Raw genomic sequence first — 18,630 nt, forward strand, 5'->3', positions numbered from 1 at the left:
CTCACGGGGGCCACGTGGACCGACGACTGTTCCACCGACCGACCAGCATCGTGGAGGACCTCATGGGCTCCGTCATCAAGAAGCGCCGCAAGCGCATGGCGAAGAAGAAGCACCGCAAGCTGCTTCGCAAGACGCGTCACCAGCGCCGCAACAAGAAGTGAGAGCGCGTACGAAGTGAGCGAAGAGCCCGGCCCCTCAGGGGGCCGGGCTCTTCGTCTCTCCCGGTCCAGACGCGCAGGTGCCCTGCTCGGGCGCGGGGTCAGCGCCCTTCGAGGCGCTTGCGCACCTGACGGCGCACGGCCCGCACCACCAACCCGGCGACCCAGGCGGCGCCCGCCCAGGACGCGGTGCGCACGCTGCGCCCGGCCACGCGCTGCCGCCGCCCCCGGAACTCCCGGATGGGCCAGCCCACCTCGCGGGCGTGCCGGCGCAGGCGGGCGTCGGGGTTGATGGGGCACGGGTGGCCCACCGTGTGCATCATCGGCAGGTCGTTGAGCGAGTCCCCGTACGCGTACGACGCCTCGAGGTCGAGGTTCTCGCGCTCGGCCAGCTCGCGGACCGCCTGCGCCTTGACCTCGCCGTGCATGAGGTCGCCCAGGAGGCGGCCGGTGTAGAACCCGTCCTTGTGCTCGGCCACCGTGCCCAGGCACCCGGTGGCGCCGAGGCGGCGGGCGATGAGGCGGCCGATCTCCACGGGCGTGGCCGTGACGAGCCACACCTGGTCGCCGGCGGCGACGTGCTCGTCCAGGAGCTTCTTGGTGCCGGGGAAGATCCGCAGCTCGAGGACGGTGTCGTAGACCTCCTCGCCCACGGCGGCGATCTCGGCCACCGACCGGCCGGCGATGAGCGACAGCGCCCGCTCGCGCACCGTGTCGATCTGGGTCTTGGACTCCCCGAAGACGAGGTAGCGCAGCTGGATGATGCCGAAGCGCAGCAGGTCCCGGGTCCCGAAGAACTTGCGCTGGTAGAGCGCTCGCGCCAGGTGGTAGGCGCTGGCGCCCCGGATCACCGTGTTGTCGACGTCGAAGAACGCTGCCGCGGGCCGGTGGGCGGTGTCGGTCGCGGCGGTCGCCGCCGCGTGCTCGGCAACGGTCGCGGCGGCGTTCGCGGCGTCGGACATGCGGTCCACCTTAGCGGCGCGCGTACGCTGTGCTCGTGGACGGCGGGGAGCAGGAAGTGCGTGTGGTGCTGTTCTCCCGGAAGGGCTGCCACCTGTGCGACGACGCACGGGAGGTGGTGGCCCGGGTCTGCGAGGCCGCCGGGGAGCGGTGGCGCGAGGTCGACATCGAGTCGGGCCCTGACGCCGCCGACCTGACTGCCCGGTACGGCGAGTACGTGCCCGTCGTCGAGGTCGACGGGGTGCAGCAAGGTTTCTGGCAGGTCGACGGGGACAGGCTGGCGCGCCGGCTCGGGGACAGGAGGACGCGGTGATCGAGATCGGCGAGGTGACGGTTCCGGCCGCCACGGTGGCACGTCTGCCCTACTACCTGCGTGCGCTGCGCGACCTCGCGTCGCGCGGGGTGACGACGACGTCGTCGACGGAGCTCGCGGAGGCGTCCGGGGTCGGGTCGGCGCAGCTGCGCAAGGACCTGTCCTACCTGGGCTCGTTCGGCACGCGCGGCGTGGGCTACGACGTCGAGTCGTTGTCGTCGGTGATCACCACGGCGCTGGGGCTGGGCTCGACGCATCGCCTGGCGATCATCGGGATCGGCAACCTGGGCCAGGCGCTGGCCAACTACTCGGGGTACTCGTCACGAGGGTTCGAGGTGGCCGCGCTGCTCGACGTCGCCCCGTCCGTGGTGGGCACGCGCCCGGCCGGCGGCCTGGTGGTGGAGCACCTCGACGCCCTGGAGGAGGTGCTGGAGCGCGAGGCGGTGACGATGGTGGTGCTGGCGACGCCGGGGCCGCCCGCCCAGGCGGTGGCCGAGCGGGTGGTCGCCGCTGGCGTCAAGGAGATCCTGTGCTTCGCGCCCGTGGCGTTGCAGCTTCCCGACGACGTCGTGGTCCGCAGCGTCGACGTCGGTGGCGAGCTGCAGATCCTGGCGTTCCACGCGGCGGCGCGGGCGGCGACGGCCGCGCGGTAGAGCGCCTGCCGGTCCGGGCGGGTCCTGGACCGGTGCGCCGGCCGCCGTCGACGCGACGAGGCCGCGACGGTGCCCGCCCCTGCGCGGGCGCCGTCGCGGCCTCGTGTGCTGCGGGAGGTCAGGCCTGCTTGATGGCCGAGATGTCGAGGCCGATCTTGACCTTGTCGCCCACCAGGAAGCCGCCGGTCTCGAGAGCGGCGTTCCAGGTCAGGCCGAAGTCGGCGCGGGAGATCTCGAGCTGGGCCTCGAAGCCGGCGCGGTCGTTGCCGAACGGGTCCTTGGCGGTGCCGGAGAACTCGGTCTCGAGCTCGACGGTCTTGGTGACGCCGTTGATGGTGAGGTCACCAGTGACGACGAAGTCGTCGCCGTCGCCCTTGACGCTGGTCGACGTGAAGCTCCAGGTGGGGCGCTCCTCGGCGTTCCAGAAGTCGGCGCTCTTGAGGTGGCCGTCGCGGTTGGCGTCGCCGGTGTTGACCGAGGCGGCGTCGAGCTCGACGGAGACGGAGGAGGACTCGAGGTCCTCGCCGACGGTGATGGTGCCGGAGGAGATCGCGATGGAGCCGCGAACCTTCGAGATGCCCGCGTGGCGGACGGTGAAGCCGGCGGTGGAGTGCGAGGCGTCGATGACGTACGTGCCGGCGGTGAGGCCGGCGGGCAGCGGCGTGGCCATGGATGGTTCTCCTCGGTCGGTCTGGTCGGGCAGGCAGGCGCCTCCCCGTGGCAGATAGTTGAAACGTCAACTACCCGTGTGGGCATCGGCTAGAACAGACGACTCACGTAGCGTATTCCCGTTCGTCCGTGCAGACTCGGTGATCGAGCGGCGGACCGCCGCGCGGGCACTCGGAGGGATGGCGATGGCGAGCACCACCGACAGCACCAGGGCGGCCGCGACGCAGGGCGAGGCAGAGGTCCGCTGGCTCGACGACGGGCAGCAGCGCGCCTGGCGCGCCTACCTGGAGGGCACCGCCCGGTTCGTCGCCGCGCTCGACCGCGCGCACGACTCCGGCAGCCCTCTCAGCCTCGGGGAGTACCACCTGCTCGTCCAGCTCTCCGAGCAGCCCGGCCGCACGCTGCGCATGTCCGCGCTGGCCGACGGCCTCGCCCTCTCCCGCAGCCGCCTCACCCACACCGTCGACCGCATGGAGCGGCGCGGCCTCGTCGAGCGGCAGGCCGTTCCCGGGGACCGGCGCGGCGTGAACTGCGTGATGACCGAGGCCGGCTGGGAGCTGCTCGTCCGGTCCGCACCCCTCCACGTCGCGGCGGTGCGCCGCCTCATGGTCGACGTGCTCGAGCCCGAGGAGTTCGAGGTGCTCGGACGCGCCATGGGCAAGGTGGCACGCGAGGCCAAGACCTACGAGGCGTAGGTCTCTGCGAGCACCCGCTTCAGCAGCCGTGCGATCTGGCGCGGCCCGCTCAGCGGAGCCGCCGCCTCCACCTCGCTGTTGTAGTTCGTGTTCGTGTTGACGTCGTACGTCAGCGTGCGGCCGTCGACCGTGCGGATGTTCTCGATGCCGGCCACCTCGATGCCGTGACGGCGCGTGAACTGCAAGTACTGCTCCACGACCGGGTCGTCGTAGCCCTCGCGCACCGAGAACAGGCTCGTCGGGTCGTCCGGCGCCATCGCCACCGTGGCGCCGGGCGGCATGACCGGACGGCCGGTCGCCGGGTCGATCGCGCACGCGTCGGCCGGGCACAGCTGGAACCCGCCACGCTCGGTGTCCCCACGGACGGCGTACACCAGCTCGTGGCCCACGATCTCCACGCGGGTGATGCCGCCGTCGGCCGCCACCACGTACTCCTGCACGAGCGTGACGCCGTCGACCGGCTCCTCGTACTCCGCGCCGTCCAGGTACGCGTCGAGGTCGGCCAGCGAGTCGAACCGCCGCACGCCCAGCCCCTTGCCACCCTGGTTGTGCTTGGTGACGAACGGGGTGCCGCCCCCGCCCGCGACGAAGTCCTGCGCCGCCTTGCGCACCTGGTCGCGCCCGCCGACGGCGGCCACCGTGCGCGGTGTGTCGATCCCCGCCGCGCGCAGCGCCGTGAGCTGGTCCACCTTGCTCATCTCCAGCTCGAGCACCCGGCGGCCGTTGACCGTGCGGCGTCCGTGCGCCTCCAGCCACGACAGCACCGCCCGGGCGTAGTCCTTCGTGAACCCGTGGTCACGGGTGTGCGACGACGCCGAGACGCGCGACCAGAAGATCCCTTCCGGGGGTGCGGCGTCCAGGTCCAGCGTGCCCTCCGTGAGCAGCCACTCCTCGTACTCGACGCCCTCGGCCTCGAAGGCGGCGGCGAACGGGGGGAACCAGTCAGGGTTCTCGTGCAGGGCGTAGACCTTGGGCGTCGTCACGCGGTCCACGCTAACGCCTGGCTACCCCGTCGCGGTGGCGCTCCCTGGCGTGCGGGACGCCGCGCAGGGCCTGGTGCAGTGACGGTCGTCTCACCCGCACGGAAGCCCACGGAACCTCCAGGAACCCCGTGGGAGACTGGGCCGCATGGCCACCACGACTGTGCACCTGCTGCGCCACGGCGAGGTCCACAATCCTGAACGTGTCCTGTACGGGCGCCTCGACGGCTACCGCCTCTCGGAGGCCGGTCAGGAGATGGCCCGTATGGTGGCGAAGAGCCTGGTGGACGAACGTCACGACGTCGTGGCGGTGATCGCCTCCCCGCTGCAGCGCGCGCAGGAGACCGCTGCGCCGGTCGCGGCGGCGTTCGGGCTCGAGATCGGTGCGGACGAGCGCCTGATCGAGGCCGGCAACCAGTTCGAGGGCACGACGGTGGGCTCCAACCCGCGCCAGCTCCTCGACCCGCGCCGGTGGAAGCTCCTGTGGAACCCGTGGCGCCCGTCGTGGGGCGAGCCGTACCGCGAGCAGGCGGAGCGCATGCGGGCCGCCGTCGACGACGCCCGGGCCGCGCACGCGGGGCACGAGGTGGTGCTGGTCAGCCACCAGCTGCCCATCTGGGTGACCCGCCGCTCCTACGAGGGCAGCCGGCTGGCGCACGACCCGCGCAGGCGGCAGTGCACGCTGGCCTCCCTGACGAGCCTGCGCTTCGAGGGCGACCGGTTCGCCGGGCTGACCTACTCGGAGCCCGCCGGGAGCCTCGCACAGACGTTGAGCAAGGGGGCGTGGTCGGTCAAGTGAACGTCTCGACGCGAACGACGAGGGCTCGCCGCACGCTGCTCGCCGCCCCGGGAGCGCTGCTGTCCGTGCTGCTCGTGGCCGGCTGCGCCCAGGATTCCGGGGCGGGCGACGTGGTGAACCAGGGGTTCGTCTCGGGCGACGGCTCCGTGCAGCAGTGGGACGTCGGGGACCGCAAGGACCCGGTGACGGTCACGGGCACGGCCTTCGACGGTGCCGAGATCGACACGTCCGACTGGGCGGGCGACGTCGTCGTCATCAACACCTGGTACGCCGCGTGCCCGCCGTGCCGGGCGGAGGCGCCGGACCTCGTGAACCTGGCCAACGAGCGCGCCGAGGACGGCGTGCGCGTGCTGGGGATCAACACGACCGACGACGCCGGGGCGGCCCAGGCGTTCGAGCGCACCTTCCAGGTGCCGTACCCGTCGATCGACGACCGTCGCGGCCAGGCCGTGGCGCGGCTGTCCGGCGTCGTGCCGCTGCAGGCCGTGCCCACCACGGTGGTGCTCGACCGCGAGCACCGCCCGGCCGCACGCGTCATCGGCCTGGCCGAGGGCTCCACCCTGCAGGCCATCGTCGACGACGTCCTGGCCGAGGGCGGCGACGCGGCGGAGAGCGCCGGCTGATGGGCGAGGTGTTCGCGACCACCGCGTGGTCGGGGTCGATGCTGCTGGCCGTGCCCGTGGCGCTGCTGGCCGGACTCGTCTCCTTCGCCTCACCGTGCGTGCTGCCCCTGGTGCCCGGCTACGTGGGCTACGTCTCCGGCATGGCCGCCGCCGGGGCCGGCCCGTCGGCCCCCGGCTCCCGGCGCTCCCCGGCCCGCGGCCGTGTCGTCGCCGGCGTGGGCCTGTTCGTCCTCGGGTTCACCGCCGTCTTCGTCACCCTGATGGCCGCCGCCGGTGCTCTCGGTGGCTACCTGGTGCGCTGGGAGGACGTCATCCAGCGCGTCCTCGGCGTCGTCGTGGTGCTCATGGGCCTGGCGTTCCTCGGCGGGGTGCCGTTCCTCCAGCGGGAGCGGAGGCTGCACGTCAGCCCGCGCACCGGCCTGTGGGGCGCGCCGGTGCTCGGTTTCGTGTTCGGCCTGGGATGGACGCCCTGCATCGGCCCGACGCTGGCCTCGGTCCAGGCCCTCGCCCTCGACGAGGCGTCGGTGGCCCGGGGGGTGGCGCTCGGCGTCGCCTACTGCGTCGGCCTGGGCGTCCCCTTCCTCCTGGTGGCCCTGAGCCTCCAGTCCTCCGAGCGCATGCTCGGGTTCCTCCGCCGCCACCGCCTCGCGATCATGCGGGTGGGCGGCGGCCTGCTGGTGCTGATCGGCCTCGCTCTCGTCTCCGGCCTGTGGGGCATGGTGACGCGGTCGCTGCAGGGCTGGGTCAGCGGGTTCGGGACGGTGATCTGATGAGCGAGCGCACCACGTACCGGCCCGAGGGCATCGACGACGCGTTCGTCGGCGACGGCGGGACGCGCACCGAGGGTGCCCCGGCCCCGAACGTGCCCGCGCTCGGCTGGCGCGGGATGCTGCGCTGGACGTGGCGGCAGCTGACGTCGATGCGCGTGGCGCTGCTGCTCCTGATGCTGCTGGCCGTGGCGGCCGTGCCCGGCTCGATCCTGCCGCAGCGCGGCCAGGACCCGGCCGGGGTGCTGGAGTACCTGGGCAACCACCCCACGAGCGGGGAGTGGCTGGACAGGTTCGGGTTCTTCGCCGTCTACACCTCGCCCTGGTTCAGCGCGATCTACCTGCTGCTGTTCGTCTCCCTGGTGGGCTGCATCGTGCCGCGCGCCATGCAGCACGCGCGCAACCTGCGCGGCCGCCCGCCGCGCACCCCCGCACGCTTCGCGCGGTTCCCCGCGCTGGCCGAGGGCACGACGACGGCGTCACCCGACGACGTCGTGGAGGCTGTCGCAGCCCACCTGCGGCGCCGGCACACCTTCCGGGTCGACGTCGCCGCCGAGCCTGCCCGCGCGGCGCGCGGGACGGGGGAACGGGCCCTGCCCGCCCGCCCGGCCACCCGCACCGTGGCGGCCGAGCGCGGCTACCTGCGGGAGACGGGCAACCTCGTCTTCCACCTGGCGCTGGTCGGACTGCTCGTGTCCGTGGCGCTCGGGCAGCTCCTGCACTACCGCGGGCAGGCCATCGTCACCGAGGGCCGCGGCTTCGCCAACGCCGTCACCGACTACGACACCTTCGAGAACGGCGCCTGGTTCCGCCCGGAGGCGTTGCGGCCGTTCTCGCTCACGCTCGACGCCTTCTCGTCGCACTTCGCGTCCGACGACGTCGCCTTCGCCCAGGCGCGCGACTTCACGGCGTACGTCAGCGTCATCGAGGCCAGCGGCGACGAGTCCGAGCAGACGATCAAGGTCAACCACCCCATCACGGTGGACGGCGCCAAGATCTACCTCATGGGCAACGGGTTCGCCCCGGACCTGACGATCACCGACGCCGACGGCCAGGTCGCTTTCGCGGGCCGGGTGCCGTTCCTCCCCGAGGACACGATGTACACCTCCCGGGGCGTCATCAAGGTGCCCGACGTCTCGCCCGGCCTCGAGCAGATCGGGATGGTGGGCTACTTCCTACCCAGCGCCGTCGTCGCGGAGGACGGCGCCGCCCGCTCGGTGTTCCCGCAGCCCGACAACCCGCTCATGGTGCTCGAGCTCTACACCGGCGACCTGGGGCTGGACGACGGCGTGCCGCAGAACGTCTACCGGCTCGACACCGCGTCGCTCGACCCGGTGACGGATGCCGACGGCGAGCGGATCAAGGTGCTCGTGCGGCCCGGCGAGACGGTCGAGCTGCCCGACGGCCTGGGCACCGTGACCCTGGGCCAGCAGGTGCCGCGGTACGTGGCCCTCGACCTGCGCCACGACCCGTCGCTGGCCTGGGTGCTGACGTTCTCGCTCGTCGCCATGGCCGGCCTGGCGGTCTCCCTGTTCACCCCGCGCCGCCGCGTGTGGCTGCGCACGTGGCAGGACCCGCAGGAGCCGGGGCGCACCCGCGTGGAGCTCGCCGGGCTCGCCCGCGGCGACGACGCCGGGCTCCAGGGCGAGGTCGACCGGGCGCTGGCCGCGGTGCCCGGGCTGGTCGCCCCGCACGACGAGACCACCGGCGACGCGGCTGCCGACGCCGATGCCGAGGGTGTCGCCCCGGCAGACACCACGCCGGCCGAGCGGGCCGGCGAGCACGACACGCAGGACCGACCCACGAACCGCGAGGGACACTGAGATGGATGCCGCCTACCTGAGCACGCTGCTCGTCTGGGCGAGCCTGGTCGCGCTGACGATCGCGCTCGTCGCCTTCTCGATCGACCTGGCTCGCCGCACCGGCGAGCGGGGCGCCGACCGCGCGCGCGAGCTCGCCGCCGCGGGAGCAGCCGCGTCCGGCACAGCGGGCACCGCCACGTCTGCCGCGGGCTCGACGGACGCCGGCGCAGGCCCCGGGACGACGCAGCCCCACCCTGTCTCGCCCGACGGCGCGGTGCTGCCGCCGAGCGGCAGGGCCGCCGGCATCGCGATGTCCACCACCTGGCTGGGCACCGCCCTGCTCCTGGCGGCGATCGTGCTGCGCGGCGTCGCGGCCGGACGCACCCCGTGGGCAAACATGTACGAGTTCACCCTGGTCGGCTCGTTCGTGGCCCTGGCGGTGTTCCTCGGCTTCACGCTGCGCCGGGACGTGCGGTTCCTGGGTGCGTTCGTCACCGGGCTCGCCGCGATCTTCCTGACCCTCGGCCTCAACGTCTTCTACGTGGCCGCGATGGGTGTCCAGCCGGCCCTGCAGTCGTACTGGCTGATCCTGCACGTGGGCGTCGCGATCATCGCCACCGGCGTGTTCACCGTCGCGTTCGTCGCCTCGGTGCTGCAGCTGCTGCGCGAGGCCCGTGACGGCGGCGCACAGCTGCTCGGCACCTGGTACTGGCTCGACCGCGTGCCCAACCCGACGTCGCTCGAGGGCCTGAGCTTCCGCCTCAACGCCATCGGGTTCGTGCTGTGGACCTTCACGATCATCGGTGGCGCCATCTGGGCCGAGCACGCGTGGGGCCGCTACTGGGGCTGGGACCCCAAGGAGGTCTGGTCCTTCGTGATCTGGGTGGTGTACGCCGCCTACCTGCACGCGCGGACCACGCGCGGCTGGTCGGGCACGCGTGCCGCCTGGTTCGTCGTCGTCGGCTACGCCTGCGTGCTGTTCAACTTCACCGGCGTGAACCTGCTGTTCAACGGCATGCACTCCTACTCGGGGCTCACCGCGGGCTGACGCCCCCCGGCCCGCCTCCGTCCGAGGGGCGGGCCGTCGTGGTGCGGCGCGGGCCGAGCGCCCACTGGAGCCAGGACGCCCGTCGCCCGCACGAGCGGGCCCGCGCGCCTGCGGTCCAGGGCCAGGGCGGTGCCTGCGCGACGCAGACGAGGACGAGGACACAGACGAGGACGGCGGGAGCCCCGGTGGGCTCCCGCCGTCCTCGTCTGTGTCCTCGTCTGCGAAGCTCGCCGTGTCAGGCGGGGCGGTCCTGGTCGCCCTTCTCGCCGGACGCGTCCTTGCCGCCCGTGCCACCGGTCTCCCCGGAGCCGCCGGTGCTGCCACCCGCACCCCCGGAGCCGCCGGCCTCGCCGCGCTGCCGACGACGGCGCTCCTGCTCGAGGCGCCACAGGAACTCGGGATCGTCGTCCGGGGCCACGGGGCGCCCGGGCGAGGGACGGCGACCGGGACCGCCGGAGCGGCGGTCGTACCCGCCGCCCGAGCCGCGCTGGGCCCGTCGGAACACGATCCAGGCGAGCGACCCGGCGCCGGGCAGCAGCACGATGATCACGGCCCAGGCCCACTTGGGCAGACCGCCGGTCTCGTCCTCGGTGACGCGGGCGAGGTCGGCCAGGGCGTAGACGACGAGGCCGATGACGACGAGCGGGATCAGCACGCGGAGCATGGGTACCAGCCTATGGCCGCCAGGTGGGGCGTGGTGCACGCGACCGCAGCGCCGGCCGGGGGCCGGTCGCGCACCGGGCGTGGGCTGGCCGGAGCCCGCTCCAGGGCCGTTCGGAGCGGGCGGCGGGAACGCCTACCCTGGTGGGGTGCCGCTCTTCCTGTACTCGCTCTACCGCTTCCTCGTGCTCGTGGCGGCGTTCGTGCTGCTGCTGTGGGCGGGCGCGCACGTGCTGCTGGCGGCGGCCCTCGCCGTCGTCATCGCGTTCGCTGTCTCCTACCTGTTCCTGCGCGGGCCGCGGGACGCCGCGGCGACCTGGATGGCCGGGCGGGTCGAGAGCCGCCGGGCGGCGAAGGCCGCGCGGGGCGGCGCGGGCGACGACGACGCACGCTTCGAGGACTCCGTGGTCGACGAGGGCCGCGACCGCTGACCTACCGCCTGCCGCGGTCGGGGCGGGCGTGAGCGGCGCACCGGCTGCGACGCCCGCCGTGCGGCGATGCCTCGCCGTGCTGTCGGCCCCAGTGGTGCCGGTCAGTGGTGCCGGTCGGTGGCGTCAGTGCTGAGCGGGCTGCGTCAGGCGGCCAGGCCGATGCCGAGCAGGATGCCGTAGGCGAGCTCGAACATGCCGGTGCCGCCGAGCACCGGGACGAGCAGCTTGCCGCGCGCCCCGGCCAGCACGGGCAGGGCCAGCAGCACCGCGGGCCCGGCCAGCAGCAGCACGAGCAGCGACCACGGCGCCCAGAACGCGCAGGCGAGGCCGAGCAGCACGGGCAGCAGGACCATCGCGACGTACGCGCGCCGGGCCCTGCGCTCGCCCAGCCGGACGGCCAGGGTGCGCTTGCCGGCGAGCACGTCGGTGGGGATGTCCCGCACGTTGTTGACCATCAGCAGCGCGCAGGCGACGAGGCCCACGCCGACGGCGCCGAGCACCGCGGGCCACGTCACGCGGTCGGCCTGCGTGTACGTGGTGCCGAGGGTGGCCACGAGGCCGAAGAAGACGAAGACGCCCACCTCGCCGAGGCCCGCGTACCCGTAGGGGCGCTTGCCGCCCGTGTAGTACCAGGCCGCCAGCACGCACAGGGCGCCGACGGCGAGCAGCCACCAGTGCCCGGTCAGCCAGGTGAGCAGCAGGCCCAGCACGCCGGCGACGCCGAACGCGGCGAACGCAGCCGCCTTGACGTGCGAGGGGCGGGCGGTCCCGGAGGCGGTCAGGCGCAGCGGGCCGACCCGGTCGACGTCGGTGCCGCGCACGCCGTCGGAGTAGTCGTTGGCGTAGTTGACCCCCACCTGGAGCGCCAGCGCGACGCCGAGCGCCAGCAGCGCCCGGCCGCCCGAGAAGGCGCCGACCTGTGCGGCGGCGCCGGAGCCGATGAGCACCGGCGCCATGGCGGCGGGAAGGGTGCGGGGCCGGGCCCCGGCGATCCACTCGGCGGTCGTAGCCATGGCGTGCTGGTGCTCCTGATCTCGTGCGGTGGATCTCGTGCGCTGCCGCGCGCGGGTGGCGCTCAGCCGTGCTCGGCGGCCCGGACGGCGGCCGCGACGCCGGTGCGGTCGACCTTGCCGGGCCCCCGCAGCGGCAGGGCGTCGGTCAGGTAGACCCGCCGCGGTGCCGACGGCGTGCCCAGCCTAGTCGCGACGGCGTCGCGCACCCGTCCGAGAGCGTCGGGAGCCAGCGCGCTCAGGCCGGGGCCCGCCCCGGGCACGGCCACGACGGCCACGAGCGCCTGGCCCCACTCGTCGTCGGGCACGCCCACCACGCACGGCTCCACGGCTGGGCCCGTCCCCGTGGGCAGCAGCGGCGGCAGCGTCTCGACCAGGGCCTGCTCGACCGCGGCGGGGGCCACGTTGACGCCGCCGGTGACCACGACGTCGTCCGCGCGCCCCAGCACGGTCAGCACGCGAGGGCCCCGGCCCTCGGACGAGGGCCGGGCGGGGGAGAGGCTGCCGAGGTCCGACGTGCGGAACCAGCGGGTCCCGGCGTCGGGGCCGTCGGCGTCGGTGCGGAAGGCCGCGGCGGTGGCCCCCTCGTCGCCGAGGTAGCCGGTGGCGAGCGTGGGGCCGGCGATCTCGACCACCCCGGTCCCCTCCGCCGGGGCGGAGAGGAGACCGGGGGCGGGGACGGGGGCGAGGCGCACCCGCACGCCGTCGAGCGGCACGCCGTCGTACACGCACCCGCCCGCCGTCTCGGACATGCCGTACGTGCGCACCACCGGCACCCCGGCGTCGAGCGCACGGGCCAGGAGCGGTGCGGGCGTGGCGGCACCGCCCAGCAGCACGCTGGAGCACCGGGCGAGGGCGCTCAGACCGCGGTGCCGGCCGGCGTCGGCCGCGGCGACGAGCCGGTGCAGCTGCGTGGGCACCAGCGAGACGTGGACGGGGGCGTCGTCGGCCAGCGCCGGGCCGAGCAGGTCGGCGAACGCCTCCGGGTCGAAGTGCCCGCCCGGCTCCGCGGCCACGAGCGCCCCGGGCACCCCGGCGTCGGCCGCCAGCAGCGACCGCACCACCACCTGCAGCCCGGCCACGTGCGTGGCGGGCAGGGCCAGCACCCAGCGCCCCGGGCCGCCCAGGCGGGCGTGCGTCGCCGACGCCGAGGCACGCAGCGCGTCCCCGGGCAGCGCCACCTCGCGCGGCGCGCCCGTCGACCCCGACGTGCGCACCACCAGGGCCGTGCCCGGCGGGGGCGCGGCGTCGTGCAGGCGGGGCAGCGGCGCGACGGCCGGGCCGCCGTCGAGCGCCGCGCGCACGCCCGCGGCGAGATCGGCCACGACGGCGGGCAGGGGCGGGTGAAGCACGAGGCCAGGGTAGGCCCGCCCCGCCGTGGCGTCCGCGGTCGTCGCCCTGCCCGCGCCTATCGTGGCCGGGATCCGAGGAGGAACCCATGACCAGGCGTACCGCGCCCGCCCCCCGTCGTACCGCCGCCCTGCACGCCGCCGCGGTCACCGGCGCCCTGGCTCTCGCCCTGGCGCTCGCGGCCTGCTCGGGCGGCGCGGCCGCCGTGCACGCCACCGCGGACCCCGACGTCGCCGCGCGCAAGGGCGCTCCGCCCGCTCCGCAGGCCGAGCCGTCCGTGTGGCCCCTCACCGGCGTGCCCACGGACGAGGTGGCCCAGCGGCCGGCGCTCGCGATCAAGATCGAGAACTCGCGTGAGGCGCGCCCCCAGACGGGGCTGGAGCTGGCCGACATCGTCTGGGAGGAGGTCGTGGAGGGCGGCATCACCCGGTACGTGGCGGTCTACCACTCCCAGATCCCGGAGGCGGTGGAGCCCGTGCGCTCAGCGCGACCCATGGACCCGGCGATCGTGGCCCCGCTCGGCGGGATCCTCGCCTACTCGGGTGCGCAGCCGCAGTTCATCGACGCGATCGAGGCCGCCGGGGTCCAGTCCGTGATCATGGACCGCGGCGACGCAGGCTTCGCGCGCGACCGCGCCCGCCGCGCCCCGCACAACGTGGTCGGCACGCCCCAGGCGTTCCTGGACCAGGCCCGCGGCGACCGTGCCGTGCCGCCGCCCGCGCAGTTCGAGTACGCCGCCGAGGTGGGGCAGGGCACCGCGTCCGCGACCGGCACCCCCGCGCAGCGCCTCGACGTCAGCCTCTCGCGCGCCCAGCGCACCGTGTGGGACTGGGACGGGGAGCAGGGCACCTACCTGCGCAGCGACGGCTCCACGCCGTCGGTCTCGACCACCGGTGCCCGGCACGCGGCCCGCAACGTGCTGCTGCTGAGCGCCGAGATGGTCACCACGAAGTGGCGCGACCCGGCGGGGTCGCCCGTGCCCGAGACGAAGATCGAGGGCACCGGGCAGGGCGTGCTCGCCTCGGGCGGCAAGGCCGTCGAGGTCACCTGGTCCAAGCCGTCCCTCGGCGAGCGCATCGTGCTGACCGGTGCCGACGGCACCGAGGTGCGCCTCGACCCGGGCACCACGTGGGTCGAGCTGGTGCCCCGCGGGTCCGGCTCCTGGACGGTGGGCTGACGAGCCGGACCTCGACGGCCGAGGCTCAGAAGTAGTAGGGGAAGCGCGACCAGTCCGGGTCGCGCTTCTCCAGGAACGCGTCCCGCCCCTCGACGGCCTCGTCGGTCATGTACGCCAGGCGGGTCGCCTCCCCGGCGAAGACCTGCTGGCCCATGAGGCCGTCGTCGGCCAGGTTGAACGCGAACTTGAGCATGCGCACCGCCTGCGGGGACTTGCCCGCGATGGTGCGGGCGTACTCCAGGGCCAGGCCCTCGAGGTCCTCGTGCTCGGCCACCTCGTTGACCCCGCCCCAGCGCTCGGCGTCGTCGGCCGAGTACTCGCGGGCCAGGAAGAAGATCTCGCGCGCCCGCTTCTGGCCCACCTGGCGGGCCAGGTACGCCGAGCCGTAGCCGCCGTCGAACGAGCCGACGTCGGCGTCGGTCTGCTTGAAGCGGCCGTGCTGGCGGCACGCGACCGTCAGGTCCGCCACCACGTGCAGCGAGTGGCCGCCGCCGGCCGCCCAGCCGTCGACCACGGCGATCACGACCTTGGGCATGGTGCGGATCAGGCGCTGCACCTCCAGGATGTGCAGCCGCCCGGCACGGGCCGGGTCGATGTGGTCGGCAGTCTCGGCCGGCGCCGCGCCGCCGTCCGCCGACGTCGTGTACTGATAGCCGGAGCGGCCGCGGATGCGCTGGTCCCCGCCCGAGCAGAACGCCCACCCGCCGTCCTTGGGGGAGGGGCCGTTGCCCGTCAGCAGCACCGTGCCGACGTCCGACGTCATGCGGGCGTGGTCCAGCACCCGGTACAGCTCGTCCACCGTGTGAGGGCGGAACGCGTTGCGCACCTGCGGTCGGTCGAACGCCACGCGCACCACCGGCAGGTCCCGCACCGTGCCGTCCTCCGCGCGCTCCACACCACGGTGGTAGGTGAGGTCGGTGAGGTCGTCGAAGCCGGTGACCTCGCGCCAGCGCTGCGGGTCGAACGTCTCGGAGACCTGGCGGGGGAGGGCGGGGGGCTGGCTGCTCACGCCCGCAGCCTAGGCGGTGCGGGGGTGGGTGGGCGTCCCGGCACCGGCGCCGGTTCGGCGGAGAGGGGCGGGCAGGAGGTGGTCCGTGGGGGTTCTCCGGAGCCCGGGATGGTGGCCCGCAGACCGTTCCTTGAGGCTTGTGAGCACTTTCACAAGGTTGCTCGTGCCGAGCCCTCGCACGTGTGGTCAGGCCAGGCCACCATGGAAGGCATGAGCAACCTCGCAGCCCCCCAGGTGCTCGACCTCGCCGACGTCGAGCACGACATCGCCCGTGACGTCCTGGCCTACGACGCCGCCCAGCTCCGCGCCCTCGCCGAGGAGCCTCGGCCGTGCCCCGGCACGCTGGAGTTCCACGACGACCTCACCGAGTTCACCGACTGAGCCCGGCGCGCAGGCCCAGGCGCGGTCGGGCGCGAGCAGCGCTGAGCCGGGCCGGGAGCGCGCCCCGCACTACCCTGGCCTGGTGCCCGCACGCCCGCTGCCCTCGCCCGCCGTCTGGTCGACGCCGCTGCGCACGCGGTTCCGGGGCCTGGAGGTGCGCGACGGCGTGCTGCTGCGCGGCGACGCCGGCTGGGGCGAGCTCAGCCCGTTCTGGGACTACGACGACGCCGAGTCCGCCACCTGGCTGCGCGCCGCGCGCGAGGCGGCCGACCTGGGCTGGCCCGCCCCGGTGCGCGAGAGCGTGCCGGTGAACGTGACCGTGCCCGCCGTGGGCCCCGAGCGCGCCCGGGAGATCGTGCTCGCCTCCGGCGGGTGCCGCACCGCGAAGGTCAAGGTGGCGCAGCGGTCCGCCACCGGCGAGCTGGAGCCGGTCGCCGCCGAGGTGGAGCGGGTGGCCGCGGTCCGCGCCGCGCTCGACGAGCTCTACGGCCCGGGCGCCGGCAGCATCCGTGTCGACGGCAACGGCGCCTGGGGCGTCGAGGAGGCCGTCACCCACCTGAGGTCACTGGACGCCGCCGCGCGCGGCCTCGAGTACGCGGAGCAGCCCTGCGCCACCGTGGAGGACCTCGCCCTGCTGCGCCGGGCGCTCCTGCGCGCGGGCCTCGACGTGCCCGTCGCCGCCGACGAGTCCATCCGGCGCGCCGCCGACCCCCTGCGCGTGGTGCGCGCCGACGCCGCCGACGTCGTCGTCCTCAAGGTGCAGCCCCTGGGCGGCGTCCGCGCCTGCCTCGACCTCGCCGAGCAGGTGGGCCTGCCCGTCGTCGTCTCCTCCGCGCTGGAGTCCTCCGTGGGGCTCGCGGCCGGTGTCGCCCTCGCCGCCGCCCTGCCCGAGCTGCCGTACGCCTGCGGGCTCGCCACCTCCCAGCTCTTCGAGCGCGACGTCGTCGCCCAGCCCCTGCTGCCCGTCGACGGCGCCCTGCCCGCCCACGCCGCGGGCGACCCGGCGATCGCACCCGACGCCGTGGCGCTCGCGGCCGCTGCCCCGCCGGACGGCGTGCGCGAGGCGTGGCTCGCCCGGCACGGCCGTCTCGCGGCGCTGCTCGACGTCGACGCGGCCGGCCCGGCTGCTCGGGGTGCCCGGTGAGCGCCGCCGTGCCCGGGGGGCCCGTGCCGGCCGCCGATGGGCCGTCCGACCCGGTGTCGTCCGACGTGGCGGCCGACTTCCCGCCTGATCTGCAGCCCGACCTCCCGCCTGCCGTGGCCGCCGCCCGGGCGCTGGTGGCCGACCTGGTGGTGCAGGGCGTCCGCGACGTCGTGCTGGCCCCCGGGTCTCGCTCTGCGCCCCTGGCGTACGCGCTGGCCGAGGCGGCGTCGGTGTTCCCCCGGTTCCGGCTCCACGTGCGCGTCGACGAGCGCGCCGCCGGCTTCCTGGCCCTGGGGCTCTCAAAGGGCGCCGAGCCGCTGGAGCGGGGTGCGGGGCCCGGCGCGGGCACGAAGATCACGCTGCCCCGGCCGGTCGCCGTGGTCACGACGTCGGGAACCGCCGTCGCCAACCTGCACCCGGCCGTGCTGGAGGCGCACCACACCGGGGTGCCGCTCCTGCTGCTCACCGCCGACCGCCCGCACGAGCTGCGCGGCACGGGCGCGTCGCAGACCACCGACCAGGTGGGCATCTTCGGCTCGGCCGTGCGGTTCGCCGCCGACGTGCCGGCCCCCAGCGGGCGCGACGGCGAGGTGCGCGACCTGCTCGGCACCGCGGGCCGGGCGCTCGCCGCGGCCCTGGGGCTGCGGGACAGGAACCCTGGCCCCGTGCACCTCAACCTCGCCTACCGCGAGCCGCTGCAGCCCGCCGGCGTGCTCGACGGCGCGGGCGACGGCGCCCGCCGGGTGTGGCCCGAGCCGTCCCGCCGGACCGTCGTGCAGCCGTCCGCCCCGGGTCCGGGCGCCGATCCGGCCCTGTACGGCGACCCGGCGCGCACGCTGGTCGTGGCCGGTGACGGCGCCGGCCCGCAGGCGCGCGCGCTGGCCGAGGCGCAGGGCTGGCCCCTGCTCGCGGAGCCCTCGTCCGGGGCGTGCGGCGGCCCCAACGGCGTCCAGGCCTACCGTGCGGTGCTCGGTGTCGAGGAGCTCGTGGCCGACGTCGAGCACGTCGTGGTGCTCGGGCGGCCCACTCTGTCGCGGCCCGTGCAGCGGCTGCTCGGCAGGCAGGGTGTCACGGTCACCGTGGTCACCCCCGGGGGTGCCCCGTGGCCCGACGCGGCGCGCAACGCCGAGGTGGTGGTGGACCGCCTGGCCGAGCGATGGTTCGTCGCGCCGTCCGACCGGGCGGCCAGCAGGCCGTTCCTCGCACGGTGGCAGGCCGCGTCCCGTGCCGCCGACCGCGTGCTGCGGGCGCTCACCGGAGACGACGCGACGCCTGCGCCTCCCTCCGGGGCGGCCGCAGGGGCGCCCGGTGCCCTGCCTGCCGGTGCGGTGCTGGCGGACGTGCCGCACGCGGCCCTCGCCGTCGCGCGCGCGGTCGCCGCGGCGGCCGGGCCCGACGACGTCCTCGTGGTCGGTTCCTCCAACCCTGTCCGTGACCTCGACCTCGTGCTGGGCCTGGACGCCGCACCGTCGGCCCCGGCTCCCGCGGTGCTCGCCAACCGCGGGCTCGCGGGCATCGACGGCCTCGTCTCGACCGCCTATGGAGTCGCGCTCGGCGGCGTGCGCGGCCGCACCCGCGCCCTGCTGGGCGACCTGACGTTCCTCCACGACGCCGGGGGGCTGCTGCGCGGCCCCCACGAGCCCACCGCGGACCTGCAGCTCGTCGTCGTGAACGACGACGGCGGGTCGATCTTCGCCACCCTGGAGCACGGGACCCTCGCGGCCTCGTCCGGCGCCGGGCGGGAGGTCTTCGAGCGGGTGTTCGGCACCCCCCACGGGGCCGACCTCGCCGCGCTCTGCGCCGGGTACGGCGTGCGGCACCGCCGGGTGCACGACCTGACGGGCCTGCGCGCCGCCCTGGCAGACCCGGGCCGGGGCGTCGAGGTGGTGGAGGTACGGGTGCCGCGCGCCGACCGGCTCGCTGAGTCGCGCCAGGTCGCCGCCCGCGTCGTCGACGCCGTCCGTGGCGCTCTGGGGTCGGCCTGACGCCGGCCGTGAGCAG

The 18,630-nt window shown here is 75.1% G+C and carries 21 protein-coding genes; 14 read left to right on the forward strand and 7 right to left on the reverse strand.

All coding sequences use genetic code 11. The features are described 5' to 3' along the window. Window positions 1-62 precede the first annotated feature (62 nt). Entirely contained in the window at window positions 63-161 is a 99-nt protein-coding gene (locus DNL40_RS14455) for a 30S ribosomal protein bS22 (protein WP_003792170.1), read from the forward strand. A gap of 98 nt (window positions 162-259) precedes the next feature. Here the strand turns inward: DNL40_RS14455 and DNL40_RS14460 are convergent, their stop codons facing one another. Further along, window positions 260-1,120 carry an HAD family hydrolase gene (locus DNL40_RS14460; protein WP_111251970.1) on the reverse strand — a complete coding sequence of 287 codons (861 nt, stop codon included), beginning with the start codon at window positions 1,118-1,120 and terminating at the stop codon, window positions 260-262. A 35-nt stretch (window positions 1,121-1,155) separates the two neighbouring features. Here DNL40_RS14460 and DNL40_RS14465 point away from each other — a divergent pair, with 35 nt between their 5' ends. Further along, window positions 1,156-1,431, forward strand: coding sequence for a glutaredoxin family protein (locus DNL40_RS14465; protein ID WP_245885961.1), 276 nt, complete (start codon window positions 1,156-1,158; stop codon window positions 1,429-1,431). Continuing rightward, entirely contained in the window at window positions 1,428-2,084 is a 657-nt protein-coding gene (locus tag DNL40_RS14470) for a redox-sensing transcriptional repressor Rex (protein WP_111251971.1), read from the forward strand. The genes DNL40_RS14465 and DNL40_RS14470 overlap by 4 nt, the downstream gene beginning before the upstream one ends. A gap of 118 nt (window positions 2,085-2,202) precedes the next feature. On the opposite strand, the gene DNL40_RS14475 is transcribed toward DNL40_RS14470, so the two are convergent. Beyond that, a complete protein-coding gene (locus DNL40_RS14475; protein WP_111251972.1) occupies window positions 2,203-2,754 on the reverse strand; it encodes a YceI family protein in 552 nt (183 codons plus the stop codon). A gap of 184 nt (window positions 2,755-2,938) precedes the next feature. On the opposite strand from DNL40_RS14475, the gene DNL40_RS14480 reads away from it, so the two are divergent. Then, window positions 2,939-3,448 carry a MarR family winged helix-turn-helix transcriptional regulator gene (locus DNL40_RS14480; RefSeq protein WP_111252034.1) on the forward strand — a complete coding sequence of 170 codons (510 nt, stop codon included), beginning with the start codon at window positions 2,939-2,941 and terminating at the stop codon, window positions 3,446-3,448. Here DNL40_RS14480 and DNL40_RS14485 read toward each other — a convergent pair. Beyond that, on the reverse strand, window positions 3,436-4,431 hold the full coding sequence (locus DNL40_RS14485) for an ATP-grasp domain-containing protein (protein WP_111252035.1): 996 nt from the start codon (window positions 4,429-4,431) through the stop codon (window positions 3,436-3,438). The two genes, DNL40_RS14480 and DNL40_RS14485, sit on opposite strands and share 13 nt — an antisense overlap. A gap of 145 nt (window positions 4,432-4,576) precedes the next feature. Here DNL40_RS14485 and DNL40_RS14490 point away from each other — a divergent pair, with 145 nt between their 5' ends. The 5 genes from DNL40_RS14490 to ccsB are packed head-to-tail and all read left to right on the forward strand — an operon-like array spanning window position 4,577 to window position 9,467. Beyond that, window positions 4,577-5,227 carry a histidine phosphatase family protein gene (locus DNL40_RS14490; protein WP_111251973.1) on the forward strand — a complete coding sequence of 217 codons (651 nt, stop codon included), beginning with the start codon at window positions 4,577-4,579 and terminating at the stop codon, window positions 5,225-5,227. Continuing rightward, window positions 5,212-5,850 (forward strand): TlpA family protein disulfide reductase, encoded by a 639-nt coding sequence (locus tag DNL40_RS14495; protein WP_425450788.1) that lies wholly within the window; start codon window positions 5,212-5,214, stop codon window positions 5,848-5,850. The genes DNL40_RS14490 and DNL40_RS14495 overlap by 16 nt, the downstream gene beginning before the upstream one ends. Further along, the gene (locus DNL40_RS14500; RefSeq protein ID WP_111251974.1) at window positions 5,850-6,620 is read left to right on the forward strand and encodes a cytochrome c biogenesis CcdA family protein; all 771 of its coding nucleotides are present in this window, start codon (window positions 5,850-5,852) and stop codon (window positions 6,618-6,620) included. Before DNL40_RS14495 ends, DNL40_RS14500 begins: the two co-directional genes overlap by 1 nt. After that, window positions 6,620-8,440 carry a cytochrome c biogenesis protein ResB gene (gene resB, locus DNL40_RS14505; protein ID WP_111251975.1) on the forward strand — a complete coding sequence of 607 codons (1,821 nt, stop codon included), beginning with the start codon at window positions 6,620-6,622 and terminating at the stop codon, window positions 8,438-8,440. The genes DNL40_RS14500 and resB overlap by 1 nt, the downstream gene beginning before the upstream one ends. Window position 8,441: 1 nt before the next feature. After that, entirely contained in the window at window positions 8,442-9,467 is a 1,026-nt protein-coding gene (gene ccsB / locus DNL40_RS14510) for a c-type cytochrome biogenesis protein CcsB (RefSeq protein ID WP_111251976.1), read from the forward strand. Window positions 9,468-9,702: 235 nt separating this feature from the next. Here the strand turns inward: ccsB and DNL40_RS14515 are convergent, their stop codons facing one another. Next, entirely contained in the window at window positions 9,703-10,131 is a 429-nt protein-coding gene (locus DNL40_RS14515; RefSeq protein WP_111251977.1) for a PLD nuclease N-terminal domain-containing protein, read from the reverse strand. Window positions 10,132-10,276: 145 nt separating this feature from the next. Here DNL40_RS14515 and DNL40_RS14520 point away from each other — a divergent pair, with 145 nt between their 5' ends. Then, window positions 10,277-10,558: a DUF4229 domain-containing protein gene (locus DNL40_RS14520; RefSeq protein ID WP_245885963.1), complete on the forward strand. Its 282-nt coding sequence runs from the start codon at window positions 10,277-10,279 to the stop codon at window positions 10,556-10,558. Window positions 10,559-10,701: 143 nt separating this feature from the next. Here DNL40_RS14520 and DNL40_RS14525 read toward each other — a convergent pair whose 3' ends face one another. Both DNL40_RS14525 and DNL40_RS14530 read right to left on the reverse strand, forming a co-directional pair. Next, window positions 10,702-11,571 carry a 1,4-dihydroxy-2-naphthoate polyprenyltransferase gene (locus DNL40_RS14525; protein ID WP_111251979.1) on the reverse strand — a complete coding sequence of 290 codons (870 nt, stop codon included), beginning with the start codon at window positions 11,569-11,571 and terminating at the stop codon, window positions 10,702-10,704. A 62-nt stretch (window positions 11,572-11,633) separates the two neighbouring features. Then, window positions 11,634-12,920 (reverse strand): AMP-binding protein, encoded by a 1,287-nt coding sequence (locus DNL40_RS14530; protein ID WP_245885964.1) that lies wholly within the window; start codon window positions 12,918-12,920, stop codon window positions 11,634-11,636. 86 nt (window positions 12,921-13,006) lie between these two features. Between DNL40_RS14530 and DNL40_RS14535 the strand changes: the two genes are divergently transcribed. Then, the gene (locus tag DNL40_RS14535; protein WP_111251980.1) at window positions 13,007-14,095 is read left to right on the forward strand and encodes a DUF3048 domain-containing protein; all 1,089 of its coding nucleotides are present in this window, start codon (window positions 13,007-13,009) and stop codon (window positions 14,093-14,095) included. Between the two features lie 25 nt (window positions 14,096-14,120). Here DNL40_RS14535 and DNL40_RS14540 read toward each other — a convergent pair whose 3' ends face one another. Next, window positions 14,121-15,104, reverse strand: a complete 984-nt coding sequence (locus DNL40_RS14540; RefSeq protein ID WP_111251981.1) for a 1,4-dihydroxy-2-naphthoyl-CoA synthase — start codon at window positions 15,102-15,104, stop codon at window positions 14,121-14,123. A 210-nt stretch (window positions 15,105-15,314) separates the two neighbouring features. Between DNL40_RS14540 and DNL40_RS16520 the strand changes: the two genes are divergently transcribed. From DNL40_RS16520 to menD, 3 genes are all read left to right on the forward strand, one after another. Then, on the forward strand, window positions 15,315-15,485 hold the full coding sequence (locus DNL40_RS16520; protein ID WP_179951093.1) for a hypothetical protein: 171 nt from the start codon (window positions 15,315-15,317) through the stop codon (window positions 15,483-15,485). Window positions 15,486-15,567: 82 nt separating this feature from the next. Continuing rightward, window positions 15,568-16,629, forward strand: coding sequence for an o-succinylbenzoate synthase (locus DNL40_RS14545; RefSeq protein ID WP_111251982.1), 1,062 nt, complete (start codon window positions 15,568-15,570; stop codon window positions 16,627-16,629). Between the two features lie 89 nt (window positions 16,630-16,718). Then, window positions 16,719-18,614 carry a 2-succinyl-5-enolpyruvyl-6-hydroxy-3-cyclohexene-1-carboxylic-acid synthase gene (menD, locus tag DNL40_RS14550; protein WP_111252038.1) on the forward strand — a complete coding sequence of 632 codons (1,896 nt, stop codon included), beginning with the start codon at window positions 16,719-16,721 and terminating at the stop codon, window positions 18,612-18,614. The last annotated feature ends 16 nt before the right edge of the window (window positions 18,615-18,630 follow it).

The organism is Xylanimonas oleitrophica (assembly GCF_003244315.1).
GTDB classification, from domain to species: domain Bacteria; phylum Actinomycetota; class Actinomycetes; order Actinomycetales; family Cellulomonadaceae; genus Xylanimonas_A; species Xylanimonas_A oleitrophica.